Origin of the sequence: Providencia rettgeri, assembly GCF_023205015.1 — a bacterium.
Lineage (GTDB): Bacteria > Pseudomonadota > Gammaproteobacteria > Enterobacterales > Enterobacteriaceae > Providencia > Providencia rettgeri_E.
Window position 1 is genome coordinate 3,107,029 of the sequence record NZ_CP096258.1, and the last position, 24,311, is coordinate 3,131,339.

21 protein-coding genes are annotated in these 24,311 nt (G+C 40.0%); 8 read left to right on the plus strand and 13 right to left on the minus strand.

The features are described 5' to 3' along the window. Positions 1-117 precede the first annotated feature (117 nt). From lpdA to nadC, 5 genes are all read right to left on the minus strand, one after another. Positions 118-1,545: a dihydrolipoyl dehydrogenase gene (lpdA, locus tag M0M83_RS14215; protein ID WP_125891400.1), complete on the minus strand. Its 1,428-nt coding sequence runs from the start codon at positions 1,543-1,545 to the stop codon at positions 118-120. A gap of 204 nt (positions 1,546-1,749) precedes the next feature. Beyond that, a complete protein-coding gene (aceF, locus tag M0M83_RS14220) occupies positions 1,750-3,603 on the minus strand; it encodes a pyruvate dehydrogenase complex dihydrolipoyllysine-residue acetyltransferase (protein ID WP_213914496.1) in 1,854 nt (617 codons plus the stop codon). Between the two features lie 13 nt (positions 3,604-3,616). Then, the gene (aceE, locus tag M0M83_RS14225) at positions 3,617-6,283 is read right to left on the minus strand and encodes a pyruvate dehydrogenase (acetyl-transferring), homodimeric type (protein ID WP_125891402.1); all 2,667 of its coding nucleotides are present in this window, start codon (positions 6,281-6,283) and stop codon (positions 3,617-3,619) included. 171 nt (positions 6,284-6,454) lie between these two features. Then, positions 6,455-7,225 carry a pyruvate dehydrogenase complex transcriptional repressor PdhR gene (gene pdhR, locus M0M83_RS14230; protein ID WP_004261987.1) on the minus strand — a complete coding sequence of 257 codons (771 nt, stop codon included), beginning with the start codon at positions 7,223-7,225 and terminating at the stop codon, positions 6,455-6,457. A 739-nt stretch (positions 7,226-7,964) separates the two neighbouring features. After that, positions 7,965-8,867: a carboxylating nicotinate-nucleotide diphosphorylase gene (nadC, locus tag M0M83_RS14235; RefSeq protein ID WP_125891403.1), complete on the minus strand. Its 903-nt coding sequence runs from the start codon at positions 8,865-8,867 to the stop codon at positions 7,965-7,967. 106 nt (positions 8,868-8,973) lie between these two features. Between nadC and ampD the strand changes: the two genes are divergently transcribed. The 7 genes from ampD to yacG all read left to right on the plus strand — a co-directional run bounded on the left by ampD (position 8,974) and on the right by yacG (position 14,539). Next, the gene (ampD, locus tag M0M83_RS14240; protein WP_213914498.1) at positions 8,974-9,519 is read left to right on the plus strand and encodes a 1,6-anhydro-N-acetylmuramyl-L-alanine amidase AmpD; all 546 of its coding nucleotides are present in this window, start codon (positions 8,974-8,976) and stop codon (positions 9,517-9,519) included. A 248-nt stretch (positions 9,520-9,767) separates the two neighbouring features. Beyond that, positions 9,768-10,193 (plus strand): prepilin peptidase-dependent pilin, encoded by a 426-nt coding sequence (ppdD, locus tag M0M83_RS14245; protein ID WP_213914495.1) that lies wholly within the window; start codon positions 9,768-9,770, stop codon positions 10,191-10,193. Between the two features lie 14 nt (positions 10,194-10,207). Then, a complete protein-coding gene (locus M0M83_RS14250) occupies positions 10,208-11,608 on the plus strand; it encodes an ATPase, T2SS/T4P/T4SS family (RefSeq protein WP_213914494.1) in 1,401 nt (466 codons plus the stop codon). A gap of 1 nt (position 11,609) precedes the next feature. Next, on the plus strand, positions 11,610-12,797 hold the full coding sequence (locus M0M83_RS14255) for a type II secretion system F family protein (RefSeq protein WP_213914493.1): 1,188 nt from the start codon (positions 11,610-11,612) through the stop codon (positions 12,795-12,797). Positions 12,798-12,952: 155 nt separating this feature from the next. Then, positions 12,953-13,558, plus strand: a complete 606-nt coding sequence (gene coaE, locus M0M83_RS14260; RefSeq protein ID WP_125891629.1) for a dephospho-CoA kinase — start codon at positions 12,953-12,955, stop codon at positions 13,556-13,558. A gap of 8 nt (positions 13,559-13,566) precedes the next feature. Then, on the plus strand, positions 13,567-14,325 hold the full coding sequence (gene zapD / locus M0M83_RS14265) for a cell division protein ZapD (RefSeq protein ID WP_125891406.1): 759 nt from the start codon (positions 13,567-13,569) through the stop codon (positions 14,323-14,325). A gap of 16 nt (positions 14,326-14,341) precedes the next feature. Further along, entirely contained in the window at positions 14,342-14,539 is a 198-nt protein-coding gene (gene yacG, locus M0M83_RS14270; protein ID WP_248466793.1) for a DNA gyrase inhibitor YacG, read from the plus strand. 71 nt (positions 14,540-14,610) lie between these two features. On the opposite strand, the gene mutT is transcribed toward yacG, so the two are convergent. From mutT to secM, 3 genes are all read right to left on the minus strand, one after another. Further along, the gene (mutT, locus tag M0M83_RS14275; RefSeq protein ID WP_248466794.1) at positions 14,611-15,024 is read right to left on the minus strand and encodes an 8-oxo-dGTP diphosphatase MutT; all 414 of its coding nucleotides are present in this window, start codon (positions 15,022-15,024) and stop codon (positions 14,611-14,613) included. A 61-nt stretch (positions 15,025-15,085) separates the two neighbouring features. Next, positions 15,086-17,797, minus strand: coding sequence for a preprotein translocase subunit SecA (gene secA / locus M0M83_RS14280; protein WP_248466795.1), 2,712 nt, complete (start codon positions 17,795-17,797; stop codon positions 15,086-15,088). A gap of 95 nt (positions 17,798-17,892) precedes the next feature. Beyond that, entirely contained in the window at positions 17,893-18,423 is a 531-nt protein-coding gene (secM, locus tag M0M83_RS14285; protein WP_125891410.1) for a secA translation cis-regulator SecM, read from the minus strand. Between the two features lie 75 nt (positions 18,424-18,498). Between secM and M0M83_RS14290 the strand changes: the two genes are divergently transcribed. Beyond that, positions 18,499-19,020 carry a DUF721 domain-containing protein gene (locus M0M83_RS14290; protein ID WP_248466796.1) on the plus strand — a complete coding sequence of 174 codons (522 nt, stop codon included), beginning with the start codon at positions 18,499-18,501 and terminating at the stop codon, positions 19,018-19,020. A gap of 37 nt (positions 19,021-19,057) precedes the next feature. Here M0M83_RS14290 and lpxC read toward each other — a convergent pair whose 3' ends face one another. From lpxC to M0M83_RS14315, 5 genes are all read right to left on the minus strand, one after another. Beyond that, positions 19,058-19,975, minus strand: a complete 918-nt coding sequence (gene lpxC, locus M0M83_RS14295) for a UDP-3-O-acyl-N-acetylglucosamine deacetylase (RefSeq protein WP_125891412.1) — start codon at positions 19,973-19,975, stop codon at positions 19,058-19,060. A gap of 99 nt (positions 19,976-20,074) precedes the next feature. Then, a complete protein-coding gene (gene ftsZ, locus M0M83_RS14300) occupies positions 20,075-21,232 on the minus strand; it encodes a cell division protein FtsZ (RefSeq protein ID WP_004262022.1) in 1,158 nt (385 codons plus the stop codon). 60 nt (positions 21,233-21,292) lie between these two features. Continuing rightward, positions 21,293-22,549, minus strand: a complete 1,257-nt coding sequence (gene ftsA / locus M0M83_RS14305) for a cell division protein FtsA (RefSeq protein ID WP_004262024.1) — start codon at positions 22,547-22,549, stop codon at positions 21,293-21,295. A gap of 35 nt (positions 22,550-22,584) precedes the next feature. Beyond that, the gene (ftsQ, locus tag M0M83_RS14310) at positions 22,585-23,388 is read right to left on the minus strand and encodes a cell division protein FtsQ (protein ID WP_125891413.1); all 804 of its coding nucleotides are present in this window, start codon (positions 23,386-23,388) and stop codon (positions 22,585-22,587) included. A 1-nt stretch (position 23,389) separates the two neighbouring features. Further along, positions 23,390-24,310, minus strand: coding sequence for a D-alanine--D-alanine ligase (locus M0M83_RS14315; protein WP_248466797.1), 921 nt, complete (start codon positions 24,308-24,310; stop codon positions 23,390-23,392). Position 24,311 lies beyond the last annotated feature (1 nt).

A 24,311-nucleotide genomic window follows, 5' to 3' on the forward strand; every position in this document is an offset into this window, starting at 1 on the left:
TTGTCTTTATTTTTAGATAAATACAAAAAAAGCCAACGTGTTTCCACATTGGCTTCAATTCGCTTTGGTGATAAACAGCATACTAGAGATACTGTTTATCTGTGCGATTAAAGAAAATTATTTTTTCTTTTTCGCTTTTGCGTTTGGTAAATCAGTAATGCTACCTTCGTAAATTTCAGCAGCCATACCGATTGATTCATACAGTGTTGGGTGAGCATGGATAGTTAATGCTAAGTCTTCAGCATCACAACCCATTTCAATTGCTAGGCCGATTTCACCCAGTAATTCACCACCGTTCACACCGACAACAGCCCCACCGATAACACGGTTAGATTGTTTATCGAAAATCAGTTTAGTCATACCTTCAGCACAGTCAGATGCAATTGCACGGCCTGATGCAGCCCATGGGAAAGTCGCAACTTCATAGCTGATATTTTGTTCTTTCGCTTCTTTCTCAGTTAAACCAACCCATGCAACTTCTGGCTCAGTATAAGCGATGGATGGAATAACTTTCGGGTCAAAGTAATGTTTCAGACCAGAGATAACCTCTGCGGCAACGTGACCTTCGTGAACACCTTTGTGAGCCAACATTGGTTGACCAACGATATCACCGATTGCAAAGATGTGCGGAACATTAGTGCGCATTTGCTTATCGACATGGATAAAGCCACGGTCATCAACTTCAACGCCAGCTTTGCCTGCATCCAAGTTTTTACCATTAGGAACACGGCCGATTGCCACTAATACAGCATCGTAACGTTGTGGTTCTGCGGAAGCTTTTTTACCTTCCATAGAAACGTAGATACCGTCTTCTTTCGCTTCAACAGCTGTGACTTTAGTTTCTAACAGTAGGTTGAATTTTTTACTGATTTGTTTGGTGAATACTTTAACCACATCTTTGTCAGCCGCTGGGATGACTTGGTCAAACATTTCAACTACATCGATTTGAGAACCCAGTGCATGATACACAGTTCCCATTTCTAAACCGATGATCCCCCCACCCATAACCAGCAGACGCTCAGGAACTTCAGTCAGTTCTAATGCATCGGTTGAGTCCCAAATACGTGGGTCTTCATGTGGAATGAATGGTAATTGAATTGGACGGGAACCCGCAGCAATGATTGCATTATCGAAATTGATAGTTGTGCTACCGTTTTCACCTTCAACAACCAGCGTGTTGGCACCTGTGAATTTACCGAAGCCGTTAACTACGTTAACTTTACGGCCTTTTGCCATACCAGCTAGACCACCCGTCAGCTGATTAATCACTTTTTCTTTCCATAAGCGAACTTTGGAAATGTCAGTTTTTGGCTCACCAAAAACGATACCGTGTTCTGCTAAAGCTTTTGCTTCTTCGATCACTTTTGCAACATGGAGTAAAGCTTTAGAAGGGATACAACCAACGTTTAAACAAACACCACCAAGGGTTGAATAACGTTCTACTAAAACAGTTTCTAAACCTAAGTCAGCGCAACGGAAAGCCGCAGAATAGCCTGCAGGGCCTGCACCAAGCACAACGACTTGGGCTTTAATTTCAGTACTCATCATGACCTCTTTTTGTTTTGTCCAGCGGTACTGCTGAATAAACGATCTTCCACTGGAAAAGTACACACCGAGAGCAGTTTACAGAATTGTTAACACCCTGAAAAGGCTCATTTCGTGATGTAACTCCCAACCTTTCGTAGCAGCAGCAAAAAATTCTGCCTCAGCCTAAATAAAACAGACCGGCTCATTCGCCGGTCTTATTATTTACATCACTAAACGGCGAATGTCGCTCATTAATTGCCCTACTAGAGTGATGAAGCGAGCTCCATCAGCACCATCGATAACACGGTGGTCAAAGGACAGTGACATTGGCAGGATCAGGCGAGGAACAAATTCGCTACCATTCCAAACAGGTTTCATTGAAGAACGTGACAGCCCCATAATTGCAACTTCTGGTGCATTCACGATAGGTGCAAAACCGGTGGTTCCGATACCACCCAAGCTGGAAATCGTGAAGCAGCCACCTTGCATATCAGACGCAGTCAGTTTACCTGCACGCGCTTTCTTAGAAACTTCCATCAGCTCGCGAGATAACTCTAAAATGCCTTTTTTGTTAACGTCTTTGAAGACTGGAACAACTAAGCCATTTGGCGTATCTACCGCAATACCGATGTTGATATATTTTTTCAGGAACAGACGCTGTGCATCTTCAGAAATAGAGCTATTAAAGCGTGGCATTTCTTCCAGAGCACGTGCAACCGCTTTCATGACAAAAACTAAAGGTGTGATTTTCACATCCAGTTTTTTCTTTTCAGCTTCTTTATTTTGTTGCTTACGGAATTCTTCAACTTCAGTGGTATCCACTTCTTCCATCAGCGTAACGTGCGGGATCATTACCCAGTTACGGCTCAGGTTAGCACCAGAGATTTTTTGGATACGACCCAGTTCAACTTCTTCAACTTCACCGAATTTGCTGTAGTCCACTTTCGGCCATGGCAGCATACCTGGCAAACCGCCACCCGCAGCCGCTGGAGCTTCCGCACGTTTTACGGCATCTTTCACGTAAGCTTGAACGTCTTCACGCAGGATACGGCCTTTACGACCTGTACCTTTAACTTTCGCTAAGTTAACACCAAATTCACGTGCTAAGCGGCGAATAACCGGTGTTGCGTGAATATATGCATCATTTTCAACAAATTCAGTTTTGCTGTCAGTTGCTTTCGCTGGCGCTGCAGGAGCAGGAGCTGGAGCTGGGGCAGACGGTTGAGCTGCTGGAGCCGCTGCTGGAGCTGCACCTGCCACTTCAAAGGTCATGATCAGCGAGCCAGTTTTCACTTTATCGCCAGTCGCAATCTTAATTTCTTTAACGGTTCCCGCGAATGGTGCAGGAACTTCCATTGAGGCTTTGTCGCCTTCAACCGTAATGATTGATTGCTCAGCGGAAACAGTATCACCCACCTTGACCATCACTTCAGTGACTTCAACTTCATCGCCGCCGATGTCTGGAACATTAACATCTTTAATTGCAGAAGCTGTTGGAGCCGCTGGTGCTGCTGCTTGTGCTACTGGAGCCGCAGCAGGTGCCGCGCCAGCCACTTCAAATACCATGATCAGCGAGCCAGTTTTCACTTTATCGCCAGTTGCAATTTTGATTTCTTTAACTGTTCCAGCAAATGGCGCAGGAACTTCCATTGAGGCTTTATCACCTTCAACAGTAATTAAAGATTGCTCAGCTTCTACTTTGTCACCGACTTTAACCATGATTTCAGTCACTTCAACTTCATCGCCACCGATATCTGGTACAGCAACATCTTTCGATACTGCTGCGCTTGGCGCTGCCGCTGGAGCCGCAGGGGCTTCTGCAGGAGCAGGCGCTGCGGCACCCGCCTCTGCTTCGAATACCATGATTAACTTGCCTGTTGTCACTTTATCGCCAACAGCAATTTTAATTTCTTTTACCACACCCGCTTGTGGAGATGGGACTTCCATAGAAGCCTTATCACCTTCAACGGTAATGAGAGATTGCTCAGCTTCTACTTTGTCGCCAACTTTAACCATCACTTCGGTGACTTCAACTTCATCAGCACCGATATCAGGCACTTGGATTTCAATAGACATTGATTTTTACCTCTTATGCCAAACGTGGGTTAACTTTATCTGGGTTGATGTTGTATTTTTTAATCGCTTCTTCAACGACTTTTACATCAATCTCACCACGTTTAGCTAATTCACCTAACGCTGCAACGATCACATAGGATGTATCCACTTCAAAGTGGTGACGCAGGTTTTCACGACTGTCTGAACGACCGAAACCGTCTGTACCCAGAACACGGTAATCACTTGCTGGAATATAAGTACGAACTTGTTCTGCAAACAGTTTCATGTAGTCAGTTGATGCGACTGCAGGTGCATCGTTCATCACTTGTGCAATGTATGGAACACGTGGTGCTTCAGATGGGTGCAGCATGTTCCAACGCTCACAATCTTGGCCATCACGTGCCAATTCAGTGAATGAAGTCACGCTATAGACATCAGAACCAATTCCATACTCAGCAGACAAGATATCAGCGGCTTCACGCACGTGGCGCATCATCGAACCTGAACCTAACAGCTGAACTTTACCTTTGCTACCTTCAACAGAAGCCAGTTTATAGATACCTTTACGGATACCTTCTTCTACGCCTTCAGGCATTGCTGGCATGTGGTAGTTTTCATTTAGCGTCGTGATGTAATAGTAAACGTTTTCTTGTTTCTCACCATACATACGCTCTAAACCGTCTTGCATGATCACCGCAACTTCGTAAGCGAAAGCTGGGTCATAAGAAATACAGTTAGGAATAGTCAGTGATTGAATATGGCTATGACCATCTTCATGCTGTAGACCTTCACCATTCAGTGTTGTACGACCTGAAGTACCACCGATTAAGAAACCGCGAGCTTGTTGGTCACCTGCTGCCCACATCAAGTCGCCAATACGTTGGAAACCAAACATTGAGTAGTAGATATAGAATGGGATCATCGGCAAGTTGTTAGTGCTGTATGATGTCGCAGCCGCTAACCAAGAAGAACCCGCTCCCAGCTCATTGATACCTTCTTGCAGAATTTGACCTTTCGAGTCTTCTTTATAGTAAGCAACTTGCTCACGGTCTTGCGGAGTATATTGCTGGCCTTTAGGGCTATAGATTCCGATTTGACGGAATAGACCTTCCATACCAAATGTACGCGCTTCATCAGCGATGATTGGTACTAAACGCTCTTTGATCGATTTGTTTTTCAACATAACGTTCAACGCACGAACGAACGCGATAGTTGTTGAAATTTCTTTAGATTGTTCTTCCAATAATTGGCTAAAATCTGCCAGAGCAGGGATATCCAATTTTTCATCAAAGGTTGAACGACGCGCTGGCAAATAACCACCTAACGCTTGACGGCGCTCATGCAGATATTTGTACTCTTCGGAATCTTTTTCAAACGTAATGTATGGCAGGTTTTCAATTTGCTCATCAGCAACAGGTACATTGAATTGATCACGGAAATGACGAACGCCATCCATGTTCATTTTCTTCACTTGGTGAGCAATGTTTTTACCTTCTGCTGTTTCGCCCATACCATAACCTTTGATGGTTTGCGCTAAAATAACAGTTGGTTTACCTTTAGTTTCTTGTGCTTTTTTGAACGCAGCATACACTTTCTTCGGATCGTGACCACCACGGTTCAGTGCCCAAATTTCATCATCAGTCATATCTTTAACTAATGCTGCAGTTTCTGGGTAACGATTAAAGAAGTGTTCACGAACGTATGCACCGTCACGTGATTTAAAGGTTTGGTAGTCGCCATCTAGGGTTTCGTTCATCAGTTGAACAAGTTTACCGCTCGTATCTTTACGCAGTAATTCATCCCAACGGTCGCCCCACATAACTTTGATAACTTGCCAGCCAGCACCATTAAAGATACCTTCTAGTTCATTAACAATTTTACCATTACCTGTAACTGGGCCATCTAAGCGCTGCAGGTTACAGTTGATAACAAACACTAAGTTATCTAATTTATCGCGAGTTGCGATAGTAATTGCACCTTTAGACTCTGGCTCATCCATCTCACCATCACCAAGGAATGCATATACGCGCTGAGCTGATGTATCTTTCAGTCCGCGGTTATCAAGGTATTTCAGGAATTTCGCTTGATAGATAGCATTAATTGGACCCAGACCCATTGATACCGTAGGGAACTGCCAGAAATCAGGCATTAATTTAGGGTGTGGATAAGAAGACAGACCATTTCCACCAATTTCTTGACGGAAGTTGTTCATTTGCTCTTCAGTTAAGCGGCCTTCCAAGAACGCACGTGCGTAAATACCCGGAGAGATGTGGCCTTGGAAGAAGACTAAGTCCCCGCCGTCATTGTTATTATGCGCACGGAAGAAGTGGTTAAAGCACACTTCATATAAAGTTGCTGATGACTGGAAAGAAGCCATGTGGCCACCCAGCTCTAAGTCTTTTTTGGAAGCGCGTAAAACTGTCATCACTGCGTTCCAACGAATTGCAGAGCGAATACGGCGCTCTAAATCCATGTTACCAGGGTATGCCGGCTCATCTTCAACAGCAATTGTGTTGATGTAATCAGAATGACCAGATGCACCAGCGGCAATATTAACACCGCCTTTACGTGCTTCGCTTAATACCTGTTCGATAATAAACTGAGCACGATCAACACCTTCTTCACGGATGACCGATTCAATCGCCTGTAGCCAGTCGCGAGTTTCAATCGGATCCACGTCATTTTTTAACATATCTGACATGGTGTATTCCTTATCTGTTATCTATTTTATATGTTTATGTGGAGCCTATCTTCCTGCTATTTTCCCAGTTGCTATAAAACAGCAGGAAGATAGGCCCTGATGTAGTTGCCGCTTTAACTCTTAACAAGAGTATTCACAATAATATAGACGCAGCAGTCAGGATCTATATTATTAATTCAAATCAGGATGTTGCTGTAACCGACGTAAAGAACGTTCCCTGCGAGTTTGCTCTCGGCTAATATCCAACAGTAAATCTTCGATAAAAGCTAAGTGACGATGAGAAGCTTCACGTGCTTTTTCAGGTTCTCTTGCCATTATAGCGGCAAAAATCTGTGCTCGGTGTTCACTAACTGCTTTATACATTTCTTTACGGGTATATAAAAACTCAAAATTCTGACGAATATTTTGTTCTAACATCGGGATCATACAACGCAGAAGATGTAATAAAACGACATTATGAGCAGCTTCAGTCACGATGAGTTGATATTGTAATACCGCGTCTGACTCTGCTTCTAGTCCGCCATTTTCTTGCGCTGTCTTAATTAATTCATAGCTTTGGCGAATCCGTTCAAGATCCTCATCTGTACCACGAAGTGCGGCATAATAAGCGGCAATACCTTCAAGGGCATGGCGAGTTTCAAGGAGATCAAATTGAGATTCAGGATTGCCTTCAAGTAGCTGAGCTAAAGGGTCGCTAAAGCTTTGCCACATTTTCTTTTGCACGAAGGTTCCGCCACCTTGGCGGCGAGATAAAAGGCCTTTCGCCTCTAATGTTTGAATTGCTTCACGCACTGATGGCCGAGATACGTCAAACTGCTTTGCTAGTTCGCGTTCAGGGGGCAGCTTTTCGCCAGGGCGTAATGTCCCTTCGAAAATAAGATGTTCAAGACGCTGCTCGATTACATCTGATAACTTTGGTTGGCGAATTTTACCGTAAGTCATAATCTGCCATATTCATAAGTGAGTAACTATTGATTACGTATTACCCAGTGTTAATTGGTAATACCAATTTATTTATGGGTTAATAAAGTAACAAAGTATTCACTATCTGTCCATAAAGACCTTGCGCTAAATCATAAAATCCTGCAAATCTTAACAAATTTTTTTAAAATTTAGCATGAATTGATAACCAAATATGCAATTTGGCATGACATATTTTAACATTAAAAACGATTTTTTATGCTAAAATCAAAAAACTGAAACGTTAAAGCGACCAATACAATGAATTTAAAATCAAAATAAATGCATTTAAAATCAAATTAACTCATTAACTGCAATCCTTACTCGTTCGGAATACAACATTGTTAATGGAGTGTTAAAATGATGGGTGATTTTAAATTTAACTCAAATTTTATTGGTAGAATAACACTAATTTTATTCCATCATCTTAGAATAAAATTAGTGTCAAAAATAAAATAGCGCTGTAATGTTTCAATTTATAGGTGGACAAGGAAAATAAGAAAAGGTTTCGAGCTTCGATTAGTTAGGGGCTACAAAATGTTTCGTTGTAACCCGTTAAATAGTTAAATCAATGCCAAAATACAATTTGCTAACGAATGATTGAGGTGTTAATCAGCTATTTAACACACTAACGTAAATAGGTGACTAATGTAAAGATTTCAACAATAACACTAAGGTTAATGAGCTCTGTTAAGGCCTCTTAGTGTATTAACCGGATCACTTACCTATCCCTATCAATAAAACGCATAGACAAATCCATGGCTTTAATATGTTTGGTTAGCGCCCCAACAGAAATAAAATCAACCCCTGTTTCTGCGAACTCTTTTATCGTTTCTAATGTGACATCGCCAGAAACTTCAAGTGCCGCCTTTCCTGCCGTTAACACTACCGCTTCTTTCATCATAACTGGAGTAAAATTATCCAACATAATGATATCAGCATTCGCTTTTAAGGCTCGTAATAACTCATCTAAGCTTTCTACTTCAATTTCAATTGGGACATCTGGATGGGCGCTACGCGCTAATTCAACAGCTCGTTCGACTGAACCTGCGGATATAATATGGTTTTCTTTTATTAAGTAAGCATCGGATAAGCCTAGTCGATGATTAAACCCACCGCCCATCAATACCGCATATTTTAAAGCGGTTCTTAAGCCTGGTATGGTTTTTCGCGTATCAAGTAACCTAGTTCTCGTATCTGCGATTTGTTTTACATATTCAGCCGTTATACTTGAAACAGAAGAAAGTGTTTGAATGAAATTCAAAGAGGTGCGCTCACCAGTTAATAAAATTTGTGATGGGCCATGCATCTCACAGAGAACTTGGTTAGGCGTAACGGTTTCGCCATCTTGAACTTTCCAATCAATGTTGACTTGCCCGCCAAGTTGAAGAAAGACTTCATCTAGCCATTGCTTACCACAAAAAACACCCTGTTCACGAGTAATAATTCGAGCACTTGCTTGCGTATCTGAATTTAATAACTGTCCAGTAATATCTTTTTTATAATCAAGAGATTGGTCTAAGTCCTCTTTCAAAGCAACACTGACCATAAAAGGAATATCAATTTGTAACCGCTCAAACAGTTTTTCGCGTCTTTGTTGTTCATCATATCGCCGTATAGTCATTTTTAACTCCAAAATATACACTCGCTTCGTTTCATATATGCTAATCTTTTCGTTTACAGATAACGAGTGTTAACAAAAAAGAAAAGAGAATACTATGGATAACGATATGAAAATACACAATGGTTGGCTAAATAATGTGACTCATATCCCTTCTCCACATCATGATGAGCGCCCCACTAATACCATACCTTCTCTTCTTGTCATTCATAATATCAGCCTTCCGCCAGGTCAATTCGGTGGCCCTTATATAAATCAATTATTTACAGGAACTTTAAACCCTGATGAACATCCATTTTTTAATGAAATCAAACATCTTCGTGTTTCAGCTCATTGTCTAATACGCCGTGATGGTACAATTATTCAATATGTTCCTTTTCATTTACGAGCTTGGCATGCAGGGCAGTCTTCCTATCAAGGTCATGAAAAATGTAACGATTTCTCTATTGGTATTGAACTAGAAGGTACTGATTTTGAAGCATTTACAGAAGAACAGTATCAGTCCCTTACTTATTTAACTAATTTACTTATAATTGAATACCCACTAATCAAAAATAATATTGCTGGTCACAGTGATATTGCCCCTGGCCGTAAAACAGATCCAGGTCCATTTTTTGATTGGCCATACTATAAGAATAAGTTAAATAATTATTAGTTTAATAATTATATTAACGTTATCCGCCAATGTAATATGGATACGTTTATTTTCGCCTAATTCTTCATTAAATCCCATCTTCTATGTTATTTTTGTTATTTATTGCGAAGCTGTTCGAAGAAAAATGCAATCTAATCTCTATTTCAATAAAAATTTACAAATTGCTTCGCACTGTTTTTTTTAATCTCTAATTTTAAATTAAAAATCTAATTATGATACAGCCTCACTTAACAACGGAGGTTTTATTTATGAATCAACAAGGATTTTCACTCATTGAAATTATGGTAGTCATTGCAATCATTTCAATTTTAAGTGCTATTGCGATCCCTGGCTATCAAAGCTATATGCAAAAAGCAGCAATTACCGATGTACTCCAAACCGTCATCCCTTATAAAAACAGTGTGGAAATATGTAGTTTTAACCGGAGTGGCTTATCACAATGTAACGGAGGTAATGATGATATCCCTAACAACATAACAGGGAGATATATAAGTAAAATAGAAGTTAAATCAGGTGTTATTACATTTTCCGCAGATAAATCATTAGCAGGCTTAAAAGTTACATTAACACCAACACTTCCTACCTCAAACACTTCTTTTAATTGGGCTGTTGTTTGTGAAAGCAAAAACAATATAAAATTAAAGTCATTGTGTGAAAAAACCTTTGTATTTTAATTGGAGTAATTTACATGAATATAGCTAAAAACGATCAGTTCATTTATAAAGAACTTAAGAGTCTATGTGATAGAAATTACATTATAATCATCGACTATAATCAAAAGAGGTTGTCGATAGCGGTAGTTAAAAAGCCAGATGATAATTTAATAGCAACATTAAAATTCATTGCTAGTGTCCCCGTATGTTACGACATTTGGCCAAAAGAAAAAATAGACCATTATTTTAATAACACAATACATGAAATAAAAGAGGAGGAAACCCATTATCAACCTAAAGAACTTGAACCATTAAACACTTCATCCCCTGCGATTAACTTTGTGGATGAATTATTAAAAACAGCGATTCATAAACGTTCATCTGATATACATCTTGAACCGACTAAGCATGGGTTGAAAATTAGGTTACGAGTCGATGGAAAGCTATATTTCATCCCTTCTCCACCTTATGATATTAATAGTGAAATTATTGCTCGTATAAAAATACTCGCAAAAATGAATATTGCGGAAAAAAGACTTCCACAAGATGGCCAAATGAGTTGGTACTTTGACGGGCAAAATTATAGCATTCGCCTTTCAAGTATTCCGACAATTCACGGTGAAAAATTAGTTTTACGTATTTTGAATACACAATTAAAATATTCTTTAGAGCACATAGGGATGTGCTCTTCCCTTCTTGATTTATTAAAAGAATATTTAAATCGACCTCAAGGGCTAATTTTAGTTACAGGACCCACTGGAAGCGGTAAAACAGTAACTCTTTATAGTTACTTAGAATATTTAAATCAGTCATCAAGAAATATTACAACCATTGAGGATCCAATTGAAATTCCACTACAAGGAATCAATCAAACTCAAGTCAATGAAAAATATAAACTTAATTTTTCTTTTATTTTAAGGGCACTCCTACGACAAGATCCAGATGTTATTATGATCGGTGAAATTCGTGATGAAGAAACAGCCAAAATAGCGGCTAGAGCAGCGCAAACTGGCCATCTAGTTTTGTCAACATTGCACACAAACTGTACAGTCAGTGCAATAGAGAGAATGAACCAACTAGGAATAGAAAATAGCCAACTAAAGTCTTGCCTGAAAATGGTCATTGCACAACGATTGGTACGAAAACTTTGCCCTCACTGCAAAGAAGTAATACCTAAAAAAACCAAATTACACAGTAACCATATAATAAATGAATGGTCCTCAAAAGGCTGTGAACTCTGTTTTTCTGGTTTTATGGGAAGAACCGCGGTCTATGAATACATCGACCATAAAAATATTTGTGAAATACTCACAAAGAATACATTAGAGAGCCCAGATAATTTTATTAATCTTTTTAATGCTGGTATAGATCTTGTTGAAAGGGGGGAAACAACCATTCAAGAAATCTATTCCATTATTGGAAATGGAGTGGATTAGTATGTTTATTTATTCATATACCGCAATTGATTCTAACAATCAACTAACGCATAGTACACTAATAGCGAAAAGTAAAAAACATGCTTTTATTAACATATCAGAAAGGAACTTAATTCCTATACACATAAAGCTAAAATCATTATTCACTTTAGACAAAAAAAATATTAATTATAGAGTTCATTTCTTTCATCAATTATCGTTATTGTCCTCATCAGGTATTAATCTTGTACAATGTTTAAAAATATTACATACTAACTGCCAACTTCCCTTTTGGAATGATATTATTGAAAGCTCAATAATTCATATGGAAAAAGGAGAAAAACTCTCACAATACTTACAAAAACATCCATTAATTTTTAATGATACTTTAATAAGTATTATTACCATTGCTGAGAAAACAGGACAATATGAGGAGAGTTTTAGTACAATCAACAAAATTTTGGAACATAATAATAGAGTTTCACTACTTATTAACAAGTCCATACGATACCCAATAATTCTTTCTTTATTTTCAATCGTATTGTTACTCATTATGATGTTCTATGTCGTTCCCCAATTTGAGAGCATCTATGAAAATGTTCAACATGAATTACCTCTCATCACAAAAATAATAACTTTTACCTCTAATCTCCTACGAGATTACTCACTCTATTTATTTATTGTTTTATTATTTGCATGCTCTCTAGTATTTAAATTCAAGGAAAAAACATTAGTTTTATTAAAAAATATAATCATGCATCTACCCATTTTCAAAAAATCATTACAGCTCCATAATTTAAGTCTATATTTCTTAACGATGCATTCAACTATCAACGTAGGGTTGTCATTATCTGAATGTTTAAAATGTACAATTCAAACTATCAGCAATCCTCAATATCAGAAAGACTGTAAATATATACACACATCGGTTCATAGAGGAGATTTGCTCTCCTACGCTATGAAGCAAACCAAATTTTTTCCTGATTTATCTGTACAACTAATGTCTATTGCCGAAGAGTCTGGAAAAATACACTATTTCTCAAATTATTTATTCAAATATTATTCTGAGCAATATATTTTTATTACAGAACGTAACCTAAAAAATCTCGAACCCATTTTACTCGTTCTTATTGCTATACTGGTAGGTACAATCATGCTAGCAATGTACCTCCCTATATTTAACTTAGGTAATGTTATAACTGAGTTATAAATAATTTTATGTAGATATCAATATGGTATTTAACCTTAAATATTTTATATGAAAATGTGTTTTTTAACCTATTCACCATAATATTACTCTGGATGAAGACAAATGATTTATTTCAGTGTAATCTATTTTTTTTTAACGAGTAAATGAATAATCATATGCCTTATATAGTTGCTTTAACAGGTGGTATTGGAAGTGGTAAAACAACTGTTGCAAACGAATTTGCTAAACTTGGAGTTCCTCTAGTTGATGCAGATGTGATTGCCCGGCAGGTTGTTGAGCCTAACACCCCAGCTTTAGAAAGCATTAAACGTCACTTTGGTAACGGTGTTATTCTCCCGAACGGAGACCTAAACAGGCAGTGTTTAAGAGAAATTATTTTTTCCAAACCCGATGAAAAAAAATGGCTAAATGATTTGCTTCATCCGTTGATCCAACAAGAAACACAAAAACAATTTCAACAAGTAAATTATCCTTATCTATTGTGGGTAGTCCCTTTATTAATTGAAAATAATATTCATCATTTGGCTGATAGGGTATTAGTTGTTGATGTTACTGTTGAAGAGCAAATTCAGCGTACTTTAAAGAGAGATAAGACCAGTTTAGAGCAAGTTACTAATATACTTAATGCACAAGTTAGCCGTGAAAAACGACTTAGTTATGCCAATGATATAATAACAAACCATTCTCATGATACAGATCTCTCAGACAAGGTTGCTGCTTTTCATAACCAGTACTTAACGCTAGCAAAAATAAAAAAATAGGAATTAAAATGGGCGAATTAATTGCAACAAATTTTATTACTTATGAATACCCAATGAATGAAAAAATTCGTTCTTGGCTGCGCCTTGAAACACTTTTATCTCAAATTTATGAGCTAAGTAATATTACCTCCTACTCTACTGGTATTGCCTTTTTCCGTTCAGTTTCAGAGCTAATTGAAATTCTTGATAGAGGAGAGGTACGCTCTGAGCTAATGAAAGAGCTCGAAAAACAGCGGAGCCAGCTAGCGAGTTGGGCCGAAGCCCCTAATGCCGATAACCAATTAATTTCTACATTACTTGAACAATTATCTGAGACAACCTCCAAACTAATATCAGCCCCACGTTTTGGCCACCATTTACGAACAGATAAAATTATCAGTATGGTACGTCAACGTTTAAGCATCCCCGGTGGTTGTTGTAGTTTTGATCTCCCCACACTACAGCTTTGGTTGAATATCCCACAAATCGAACGAAATAAATCCATCAATGGATGGTTACAAAGCCTCGACCCACTGAAAAATGCATTAAACACCGTTCTTACATTAATTCGACAAAGTGGAAACTTTGAAATTAAAGAATCCTATAATGGTTTTTATCAAGATAATGTCGAAGGTAAAGAGTTACTACGCATCAAATTATCCATTGAGTATCTCATTTATCCGCAAATTTCAGGTCATAAAACACGATTTGCCTTACGCTTTCTACATATCGACAGTGAGAATGGTATACTTCCAGATGTTATTAATTTTGAGTTATCCTGTTGCTAGCTAGAGATATATAATTATGAGTGAAATCATTGAAGTAAATTGCCCTACATGTAAAAAGCTCGTTGTTTGGAATGAAAATAGCCCTTTCCGGCCATTTTGTAGTAAGCGTTGTCAACTCATTGACCTTGGCGAGTGGGCGAGTGAAGAAAAACGAATTGCAAGTCAAGGTGATATATCTGATAGCGATGATTGGAGCGAGCAACCAGATAAATAATGCATTAAGTCGCGACAGCGCTAAGTTAAGTGGAAAATATATCATTGTGTATTTTCCACTTAATATCGATATCAGCTATTATGTGGATCACTTTTGTGCGTCAGTAACTCAACAATGATACGATTTGCCGGTGGGAACTCATCTGCAATAAGATCATCTTGACAAACCCAACGCGAGTCTTGCCCTTCTTTACCGTAAGGTTCATTTTCCCACGAAGAAATTATGAAAAAATAGAGTGTAATGAAGCGGTCATCAAACTCATGATCAACACGATGAAATAACTCACTCTTAGTCACTATAATGCCAACTTCTTCTTCGAGCTCACGAACTAATGCTGCTTCAGGGGATTCATTCGTTTCAAGCTTTCCACCAGGAAATTCCCAAAAACCAGCCATATGCGTGCCTTCAGGGCGTTTAGTAATAAAAATTTTTTTTTGGGAGTTACGAATGATCCCAGCTGCGATATATAAATGTTTTTTTTCCATAATTTTTTCGTCAAAAAGGCGGGTTACCCCGCCTTTTCTTTATATTGGAGTTAATGATGAACTAGTTTAAGCGGCCGTGACATTGCTTGTATTTTTTACCTGAACCACAAGGACAAGGGTCATTACGACCAATTTTGTGACCTTGAGTTGCAATTTTAGCTTCATTTTCAGTCATTAAAGATTCAGCACCGGCTTCATGGCTTAATTGTTGCCTTTTCGCTAAACGCTCCGCTTCTTCGCGACGCTGTTGTTCTAATGCTTCAACCTCTTCAGGTAAACGAACTTGTACTTTAGACAAAGTACTAATCACTTCATATTTCAAGGCTTCAAGCATGTTAGCAAACATGCTGAAAGATTCACGTTTGTATTCTTGCTTAGGATCTTTTTGCGCATAACCACGTAAATGAATACCTTGGCGTAAGTAATCCATTGACGCTAAGTGCTCTTTCCATAACGTGTCTAATGTTTGCAACATGACACCTTTTTCGAAATTACGCATCGCTTCTGCGCCAACAATTTCTTCTTTACGATCATAAACTTCGATCGCTTTTGCCATAATACGTTCACGTAATGTTTCTTCGTGTAATTCTGGCTCTTTGTCTAACCACTCTTTGATTGGTAAATCGAGGTCAAAATCATTGACTAAGCGCTGATGTAAACCATCAATATCCCACATTTCTTCAAGTGATTGAGGTGGAATATAGGCATCCATTGTCGTGGTTAATACGTCTTCACGAATGCTATCAACTGTTTCTTTGATATCTCCGCCATCCAGTAATTCATTACGCTGAGTATAAATTGCACGACGCTGATCACTTGCAACATCATCATACTCTAGTAATTGTTTACGGATATCAAAGTTACGGCTTTCAACTTTACGCTGTGCGTTAGCGATAGCTTTGGTCACCCATGGGTGCTCGATAGCTTCACCCGGTTTCATACCTAACTTTTTCATCATTCCAGTAACGCGGTCAGAGGCAAAAATACGCATCAGCGCATCTTCCATCGATAGGTAAAAACGAGATGACCCCGCATCCCCTTGACGGCCCGCACGACCACGTAACTGGTTATCGATACGACGTGACTCATGACGCTCAGTACCAATAATATGCAAACCACCCGCAGCTAAAACAGCATCATGGCGAATTTTCCAGTTTGCTTTGATCTCATCAATTTGCTCTTGAGTTGGCTCTTCTAATGCTGCAACCTCAGTTTGCCAGCTACCGCCTAACATAATGTCTGTACCACGACCCGCCATATTAGTTGCGATCGTTACAGCTCCAGCTTGACCCGCATTCGCGATGATGTCAGCTTCCATTGCATGGAATTTTGCATTCAAAACATTATGAGCAATTTTAGCTTTTTTCAACGCATTCGAAATCAATTCCGATTTTTCGATTGAAATTGTACCAACAAGAACGGGTTGCCCATTAGCAGTTCTTTCGCGAATATCTTCAATAATTGCTGCAAACTTATCAGCTTCGTTCATATAAACGAGGTCAGGTAAATCTTTACGTACCATTGGGCGGTTAGTTGGGATAACAATTGTATCGAGTTTATAAATTGAACTAAACTCAAATGCTTCAGTATCCGCAGTCCCCGTCATACCTGCAAGTTTTTCATATAAACGGAAATAATTCTGGAAAGTAATAGAAGCTAAGGTTTGGTTTTCATTTTGAATTTCAACCCCTTCTTTCGCTTCAACCGCTTGGTGTAAACCGTCTGACCAACGACGCCCTTCCATTGTACGGCCGGTATGTTCATCAACAATGACGATTTGACCATCTTTTACAATATAATCAACATCTAAAGTAAACAATGCGTGAGCACGCAAACCTGCCATTACATGGTGCATTAACATAATGTTAGAAGGTGAATATAGGGACTCGCCTTCATCCATTAAACCTTCTTTTACCAGAAGCTCTTCGATTAATACCAGCCCACGTTCAGTTATGGTTACTTGACGTGCTTTTTCATCAACAGAAAAGTGGCCTTCCCCTTGGAAAGTGTCTGAATCTTCTTTTTCTTGACGCTGTAGATGTGGGATAAGTTTATCTACTTTTTGATACAGTTCAGAGCTGTCTTCTGCAGGGCCTGAGATAATCAGCGGTGTACGTGCTTCATCGATAAGGATTGAGTCCACCTCATCCACTAATGCATAGTGAAGTTTACGTTGAACACGTTCTTCAGGGCTAAATGCCATGTTGTCGCGTAGGTAGTCAAAACCAAATTCGTTGTTAGTTCCGTATGTAATATCGGCTGCATAAGCTTCACGTTTTGCCGGTGGTGCCATACCTGGTAAGTTGATACCAACAGTTAAACCTAAGAATTCGAATAATGGACGGTTATTTTCAGCATCACGTTTGGCTAAGTAGTCGTTTACCGTAACCACGTGAACACCTTTACCGGTTAACGCATTGATGTATGCAGGTAATGTTGCCGTTAATGTTTTACCTTCACCCGTACGCATTTCAGCGATACAGCGTTCATTTAGTACCATCCCACCGATAAGCTGTACATCAAAGTGGCGCATACCAAATACACGTTTACTGGCTTCACGAACAGTTGCAAATGCTTCAGGAATAATGCTTTCTAAGCTTTCACCCTTCGTTAAGCGCTCACGAAATTCCACCGTTTTTGCTTTTAGCTCATCATCAGATAATTTTTCGAAGTCTGGCTCAAGGCGGTTAATTTTTTCAACTTCTTTACGTAAGCGGCGTAGCGTGCGGTCATTACGACTACCAAAAACTTTGGTTAAAATCTTTGTTAACATGTTTTAATCTCTAATAATCAATTAATTGTTTTAAATTTTAATAAATTTTATGACATAAAACAGCGCAGCATAAGCTGGCTTGTCATGAATGATGATTAGGCTGTTAACGGACCAGCACGAATACCGTGAACTTGGGCAATCCAAATTGCAGGTTGGTAGGCAATAATATGAGGATAGTTATAATGACTAAATTGGATAACACTTTCATCCCACTGAAGTGAGCGCTGAGCTAACATGGCATACAGCGTATCTAACATCAATTGTGGAACAATAAGCTGTTCTGTCTCTTCTGTTGCAGCGTTTACATCATCGTCTTCCGTTGCCGAAAAAGCAAAAGTCAGCTGCCGAATGACATTTCTTACCGCATGTTGCTGCCAGTAATTTACTGAATAAGATGACGATGATGATGAAGAACGTTGGGAACTCTGTTGAGCAAATAAATTGTCAAAGGCAGTAACAGCTTGGTTTTGCCGATTAACCGGTGAAGAGTTAACCTGTGTATGTTGAGACTCTGATAACGCATTTAAAATTGTAGGCAAGCCGACACCCGTGGCAACCACACCTAATAACAGGTGGGACCAAAAGTATTTTCTTCCGAGTTGTCGCCAAAAATTTAAAATGCCCATCAAACTCTTATATAATGAATAAGTGACAAAGTTATTATTTGTAATTCGTTGTTTCATTCTCAGCTGGAGCTAAAAATGAGAGATAGTCATCCACAAGCACTTTTTGATGTTCTTGAAGGATCATTGGCAACATCATCGAACACTTTACAAACTATTCAGCGTAATGCAAAAGCGATTATCAAACTGAATCGGGCTGTAAAAGGGTTACTACCGGCTGAAATTAAACCCATGTGCCGTGTTGCAAACTACCGTAATAATATTATGGTCATTGAAGTGGCAAATGCCAGTTGGATGACCCGACTTAATTACGAAAAACTCAATCTTCTTTCTGCATTAAGAACGTCCATTCTACCATCTTTATCTTCTATCGACATCAGAATCAACCCCGATCTTATGCGAAAATCGAGGCAAAATAGCTCAGTAACTAAGCAAACAGCTTCAACAAGTCAAAAAATGAACGAACGACAGATAAGCACACAAACGGCGCAAACACTTTTGAAATTAGCAGAAAATAGCCCGAAAGGATTAAAAGAAAGGTTTGAGCGGCTGGCTGCACTAGCCGGAGAGAGTACTAGTGCAACCAACAGAAAAGGCTAGCTTCGATTCACTTTCGAAGGTAGCTGCATAATTGAGTTTATGCAAACACCGTTGAAGGTGCTTTGAATGCGACAGGCAATTGAGCTTCGTCTTCAAATGTGACGAGGTCCCAAGCAGATTCTTTCGCTAAAACCGCTTGTAACAGCTTGTTATTCAATGCATGGCCTGACTTAAACGCTGTGAATGCGCCAATAATGTTGTGCCCACACATAAATAAATCACCAATTGCATCTAACATTTTGTGACGAACGAATTCATCTTCAAAACGTAAACCATCTTCGTTAAGAACTTTATAGTCATCAACAACGATGGCGCAGTCGAAACTACCGCCTAAGCATAAGCCTTTTGATTGCAGATATTCAATATCACGCATAAAGCCAAAAGTACGCGCACGGCTAATTTGATTTACAAATGATTCTGCTGAGAAATCAAGTGAGTAGCGTTGTGTGCTACTATCAATTGCTGGGTGTTGGAAATCAATTGTGAAATCAAGGCTAAACCCATTATAAGGTCGCATTTCAGCCCATTTATCACCATCTTCAACACGTACAGTTTCTTTTATACGTAAAAATTTCTTCGCACTATTTAACTCTTCAATACCGCCATCAAGCAGTAAGAATACAAATGGTGCTGCACTGCCATCCATAATAGGGATTTCAGGCGCATTGACTTCAATAACAATGTTATCGATACCTAACCCTGCTAAGGCAGCATTCAAATGTTCAACAGTCGAAATACGCACGTTATCTTCATTAACTAAGCATGTACATAACATGGTGTCACGAACTGATTTCGCATCTGCCGGAAAATCAACCGGTGGATTAAGGTCAGTACGACGGTAGATGACCCCGGTATTGGCCGGCGCTGGACGTAATGTAAGCGTAACTTTCTTGCCGGTATGTAAACCAACACCAGTCGCTGTAATAATACGTTTTAGTGTCCGTTGTTTGATCATCGTATTTTTCTCGCAATGTTATAAGTCCTACTGATCATCATACAAGATAATCAGTAGGAAATTTTAGCACAAAAAGCGGAGAAACCAATATAAATAAAATTAATCGGCCTGCTTACGCAAGAACGCAGGAATATCAAGATAATCTGGTTCTTTGTTTGTTTGCGTATTTTGGTCGTTAACTGCTTTAGCAGCTGGTTTCTCTTCTGTTAATGAAGACATGCTATTTTGCATTTGCTGATAGCGTTGCTCCATTGACGCCTGCTGAGACATTTTGTTGCTAACTAAAGTAATTTCTGGACGTTTGTCCATACCAATACCTGTAGCAACAACAGTGACACGCAGTTCTTCGTGCATTTCTGGGTCAAGAGATGTACCGATTACCACTGTTGCATTATCAGATGCGAAGGCACGAATAGTGTTACCTACCGTTTCAAACTCATCTAAACGCAGGTCGAAGCCAGCCGTGATGTTAACTAATACACCACGTGCACCAGACAGGTCGATATCTTCAAGAAGTGGACTAGAAATAGCCATTTCTGCCGCTTCTTCTGCTCTATCTTCACCTCGAGCAACACCTGACCCCATCATCGCGTAGCCCATTTCTGACATCACAGTACGTACGTCAGCAAAGTCTACGTTCATTAAACCTGGGCGAGTAATCAGTTCAGCGATACCTTGTACTGCACCTTTTAGTACGTCATTTGCCGCACCGAAAGCATCCAGTAATGAGATACCACGACCAAGTACTTTTAATAATTTATCATTTGGGATAGTGATCAATGAGTCAACATGTTTTGACAACTCAGTGATACCTGCTTCTGCGAATGCCATGCGCTTTTTACCTTCGAAATTGAAAGGCTTAGTCACAACAGCAACTGTCAGAATACCCAATTCTTTGGCAACCTCGGCAACGACCGGCGCTGCACCAGTCCCTGTACCGCCGCCCATACCTGCTGCGATAAAGACCATATCCGCGCCATCTAAAGCATTACGCAGCGCCTCACGGTCTTCTTCAGCGGCATTACGGCCAACTTCAGGGTTTGCACCTGCACCCAGACCTTTGGTTATACCTGTACCGATCTGGATAGTTTGTCCAACTGCGGTTTTACGCAGCGCTTGTGCATCTGTATTGACAGCGAAGAATTCGACGCCTTCAATACGTTCACGCACCATGTGTTCAACGGCATTTCCGCCGCCGCCGCCAACGCCGATGACTTTAATCACCGCATCGTTGGTTAGCTCCATTGGTTCAAACATAATGTCTCTCCGTTTTGTGCTTACTACTTTCGAAGCTAATAATATGCTTCTTTATCAAAATTAAAATTCTTTTCTCAGCCAACTGGTTATTTTACTAAACCACCCGCTAACTGATGCACGTTTTTCTACTTCGGTATCATCGCCTAAGTGGCTTTCTTTACCGTAATGCAGAAGCCCTACTGCTGTTGAGTAATATGGCTCCTGCGCATAATCCGTTAACCCTGTAATGTTGAGCGGTGTACCAATTCGCACTTGCGTATGGAACACTTTTTGCGCACATTCGACTAGACCATCAATTTGTGCGGCTCCACCCGTCAACACGATCCCAGCTGCCAAATGGTGTTTGACACCTTGTTGACGCAACTGTTCCTGTAAATTTAAAATTTCTTCATTTACTAAGTTTAACAGCTCAGTATACCGTGGCTCGATAACTTCTGCTAAGGTTTGACGCTGTAAACTTCGTGGTGGTCGCCCACCAACACTTGGCACTTCGACAGTTTCATCTTTACTAACAATAGAACCGACCGCACAGCCATGACGGACTTTAATGGCTTCGGCATCACTTGGCGGTGTTCCAAACGCATACGCGATGTCACTTGTTACCACATTGCCTGCATATGGGATCACTTTCGTATGGCGCAAAGCGCCACCAGTATAAACCGCCATATCCATTGTACCGCCACCGATATCGACGACACATACACCTAATTCACGCTCATCTTCCGTTAAAACGCTATAACTTGCAGCGAGACCGGCAAAAATAAGCTGATCAACTTTTAACCCACAACGTTCAACGGCTTTGACGATATTCTTCGCCATATCGTTATGGCAGGTGATCAAATGAACTTTAGCTTGCATACGTACACCCGATAAACCAACTGGGTTTTTGATCCCTTCTTGGTAATCTATTGCAAATTCTTGCGGGATCACGTGCAAAATTCTGTGTTCATCACGAACACGCACCGATTTTGCTGTATGCACAACACTGTCAACATCTTCTTGCGTCACTTCTTCTTCTGAAACTGGCACCATACCAATTTCATTTTGGCAACTGACGTGTTTACCCGATAGTGCAAGGTAAACCGATGAAATTTGGCAGTCGGCCATCAGTTCTGCTTGGTCAATGGCTCTTTGTACACATTTTACCACTGATTCAAGATCGTTTACGCCACCTTTGTCCATTCCACGAGATGGACAACTTCCCACCCCAATAATATTAACCATACCATCGGGCAGAATTTCGCCAACAAGGGCTGATACCTTGGAAGTTCCAATTTCAAGGCCTACCACTAATTTTCTGTCCGTTGCTTTAATCATTTTTTCTGCCTAATTTTTGTTATTAGTCATCGTTTTTATTGTAACTCCGGTGGAGCATCAACCAATAGTGGTGCCCAGCCCACCGCAGCACCATTGGAATAACGTAAGTCAACATAGTCAACGCGTTTATCCGTTGTTTGCTGCAAAAGCGGATACAGTTCAAGGAACCTATTTAACCGCTCTGACACATCTTTCTTACCTAATTCAATTCTAACATCGTTGTCTAAAATAATTTGCCATGCGTGTCTGGCTGTCATCGATAGTGATTTTAGCTTTAGGTTATGTGCCGCTAATGTGTTCTTAAAGACAGAATATTCTTTGAGAACCTCTTTCTGGCTACCTTGTGGGCCATAAAGCAACACATAATCCCCTTTACCATTTTCGCTAACCGGCAAATTAAATACTCGGCCTTGCTCATCCACCATGTTTTGATCATTCCACCTAGCGAATGGGCGGTATTCAACAATATGAATTTTCAATTCATCTGGCCATTGTTTACGCACTGTCACTTGACGTACCCATGGCAACATACTTATTTGGTTCTGGATAGCGTTGACATCGACGGTCATAAACGTCCCTGGCTGCCCTAACGCTAAAATAGCCTTTCTGACATCATCATTTTTGGTGTAATGACGCTCACCCGTTAACACCAATTTAGACATCGGCAGCCTGTCAGCATCTTTCATCCAAGTCATCACCATCCAACCGCTCCAGATGATAGTGCCGACAACAAATAGAAAGAAAAATAACCCACCTAAAAACGCACCATTACTGGGTCCTGAACGCGGATCCTCGTCGTTCTTCTGATTATGCCTAACGTTTAATGCTGCTTGTGACATATCAACGAGCCAATTTCAAAATTTGCACAACTAACTGTGAAAAACTCATACCTGCTTGACGAGCGGCCATCGGTACTAAGCTATGGCTTGTCATACCTGGCGATGTATTAACTTCCAGCAGATAAAATTGACCATCGTTATCTTGCATTACATCAACTCGCCCCCAACCTTCGCAGCCAACGGCTTGGTATGCTTTCAGCGCTAAGTCTGCGAGTTTAGATTCGAGCTGTTCACCTAAACCACTAGGGCAAAAATATTGAGTTTCATCAGATAAATATTTCGCTTCGTAATCATAAAAAATGCCAGGTGGTTGGATACGAACTGACGGCAGCGTGTTATCTCCCAACACTGCAACCGTAAACTCCGGGCCACTCAACCATTTTTCAATTAACAATGTTTCATCAAATTGAAAGGCGAGTTCCAATGCAGCGGTCAGTGTCTCTAAGCTATCAACTTTACTCATGCCAACACTGGAGCCTTCTAAACTCGGCTTCACAATGAGCGGTAACCCTAGCAATTGAACTTTAGCAACAATTTGCTCACAAGAAGCCTGCTTATACTGCTGCTTTGTTAAGGAAACATATGGCGATACACTTAACCCTGCACCTTGCCATAATTGTTTTGTTCTCAACTTATCCATGCTCAGCGCTGAAGCCATGACACCACTGCCGGTATAAGGCAGATTTAATGTTTCTAGCAGCCCTTGCAATGTCCCGTCTTCACCACCGCGGCCATGTAACGCAATAAAAACTTTGTTGAAACCTGCATCTTTCAATGTTTCTACAGGGAAGTCTTGGGGGTCAATAGGATGAGCATCAATGCCTGCTTGACGTAACCCCGCCAGCACGGCATTTCCTGACTGAAGTGAAACCTCACGTTCAGCGGATGAGCCCCCTAATAGAACCGCAACTTTCTCTGTCATT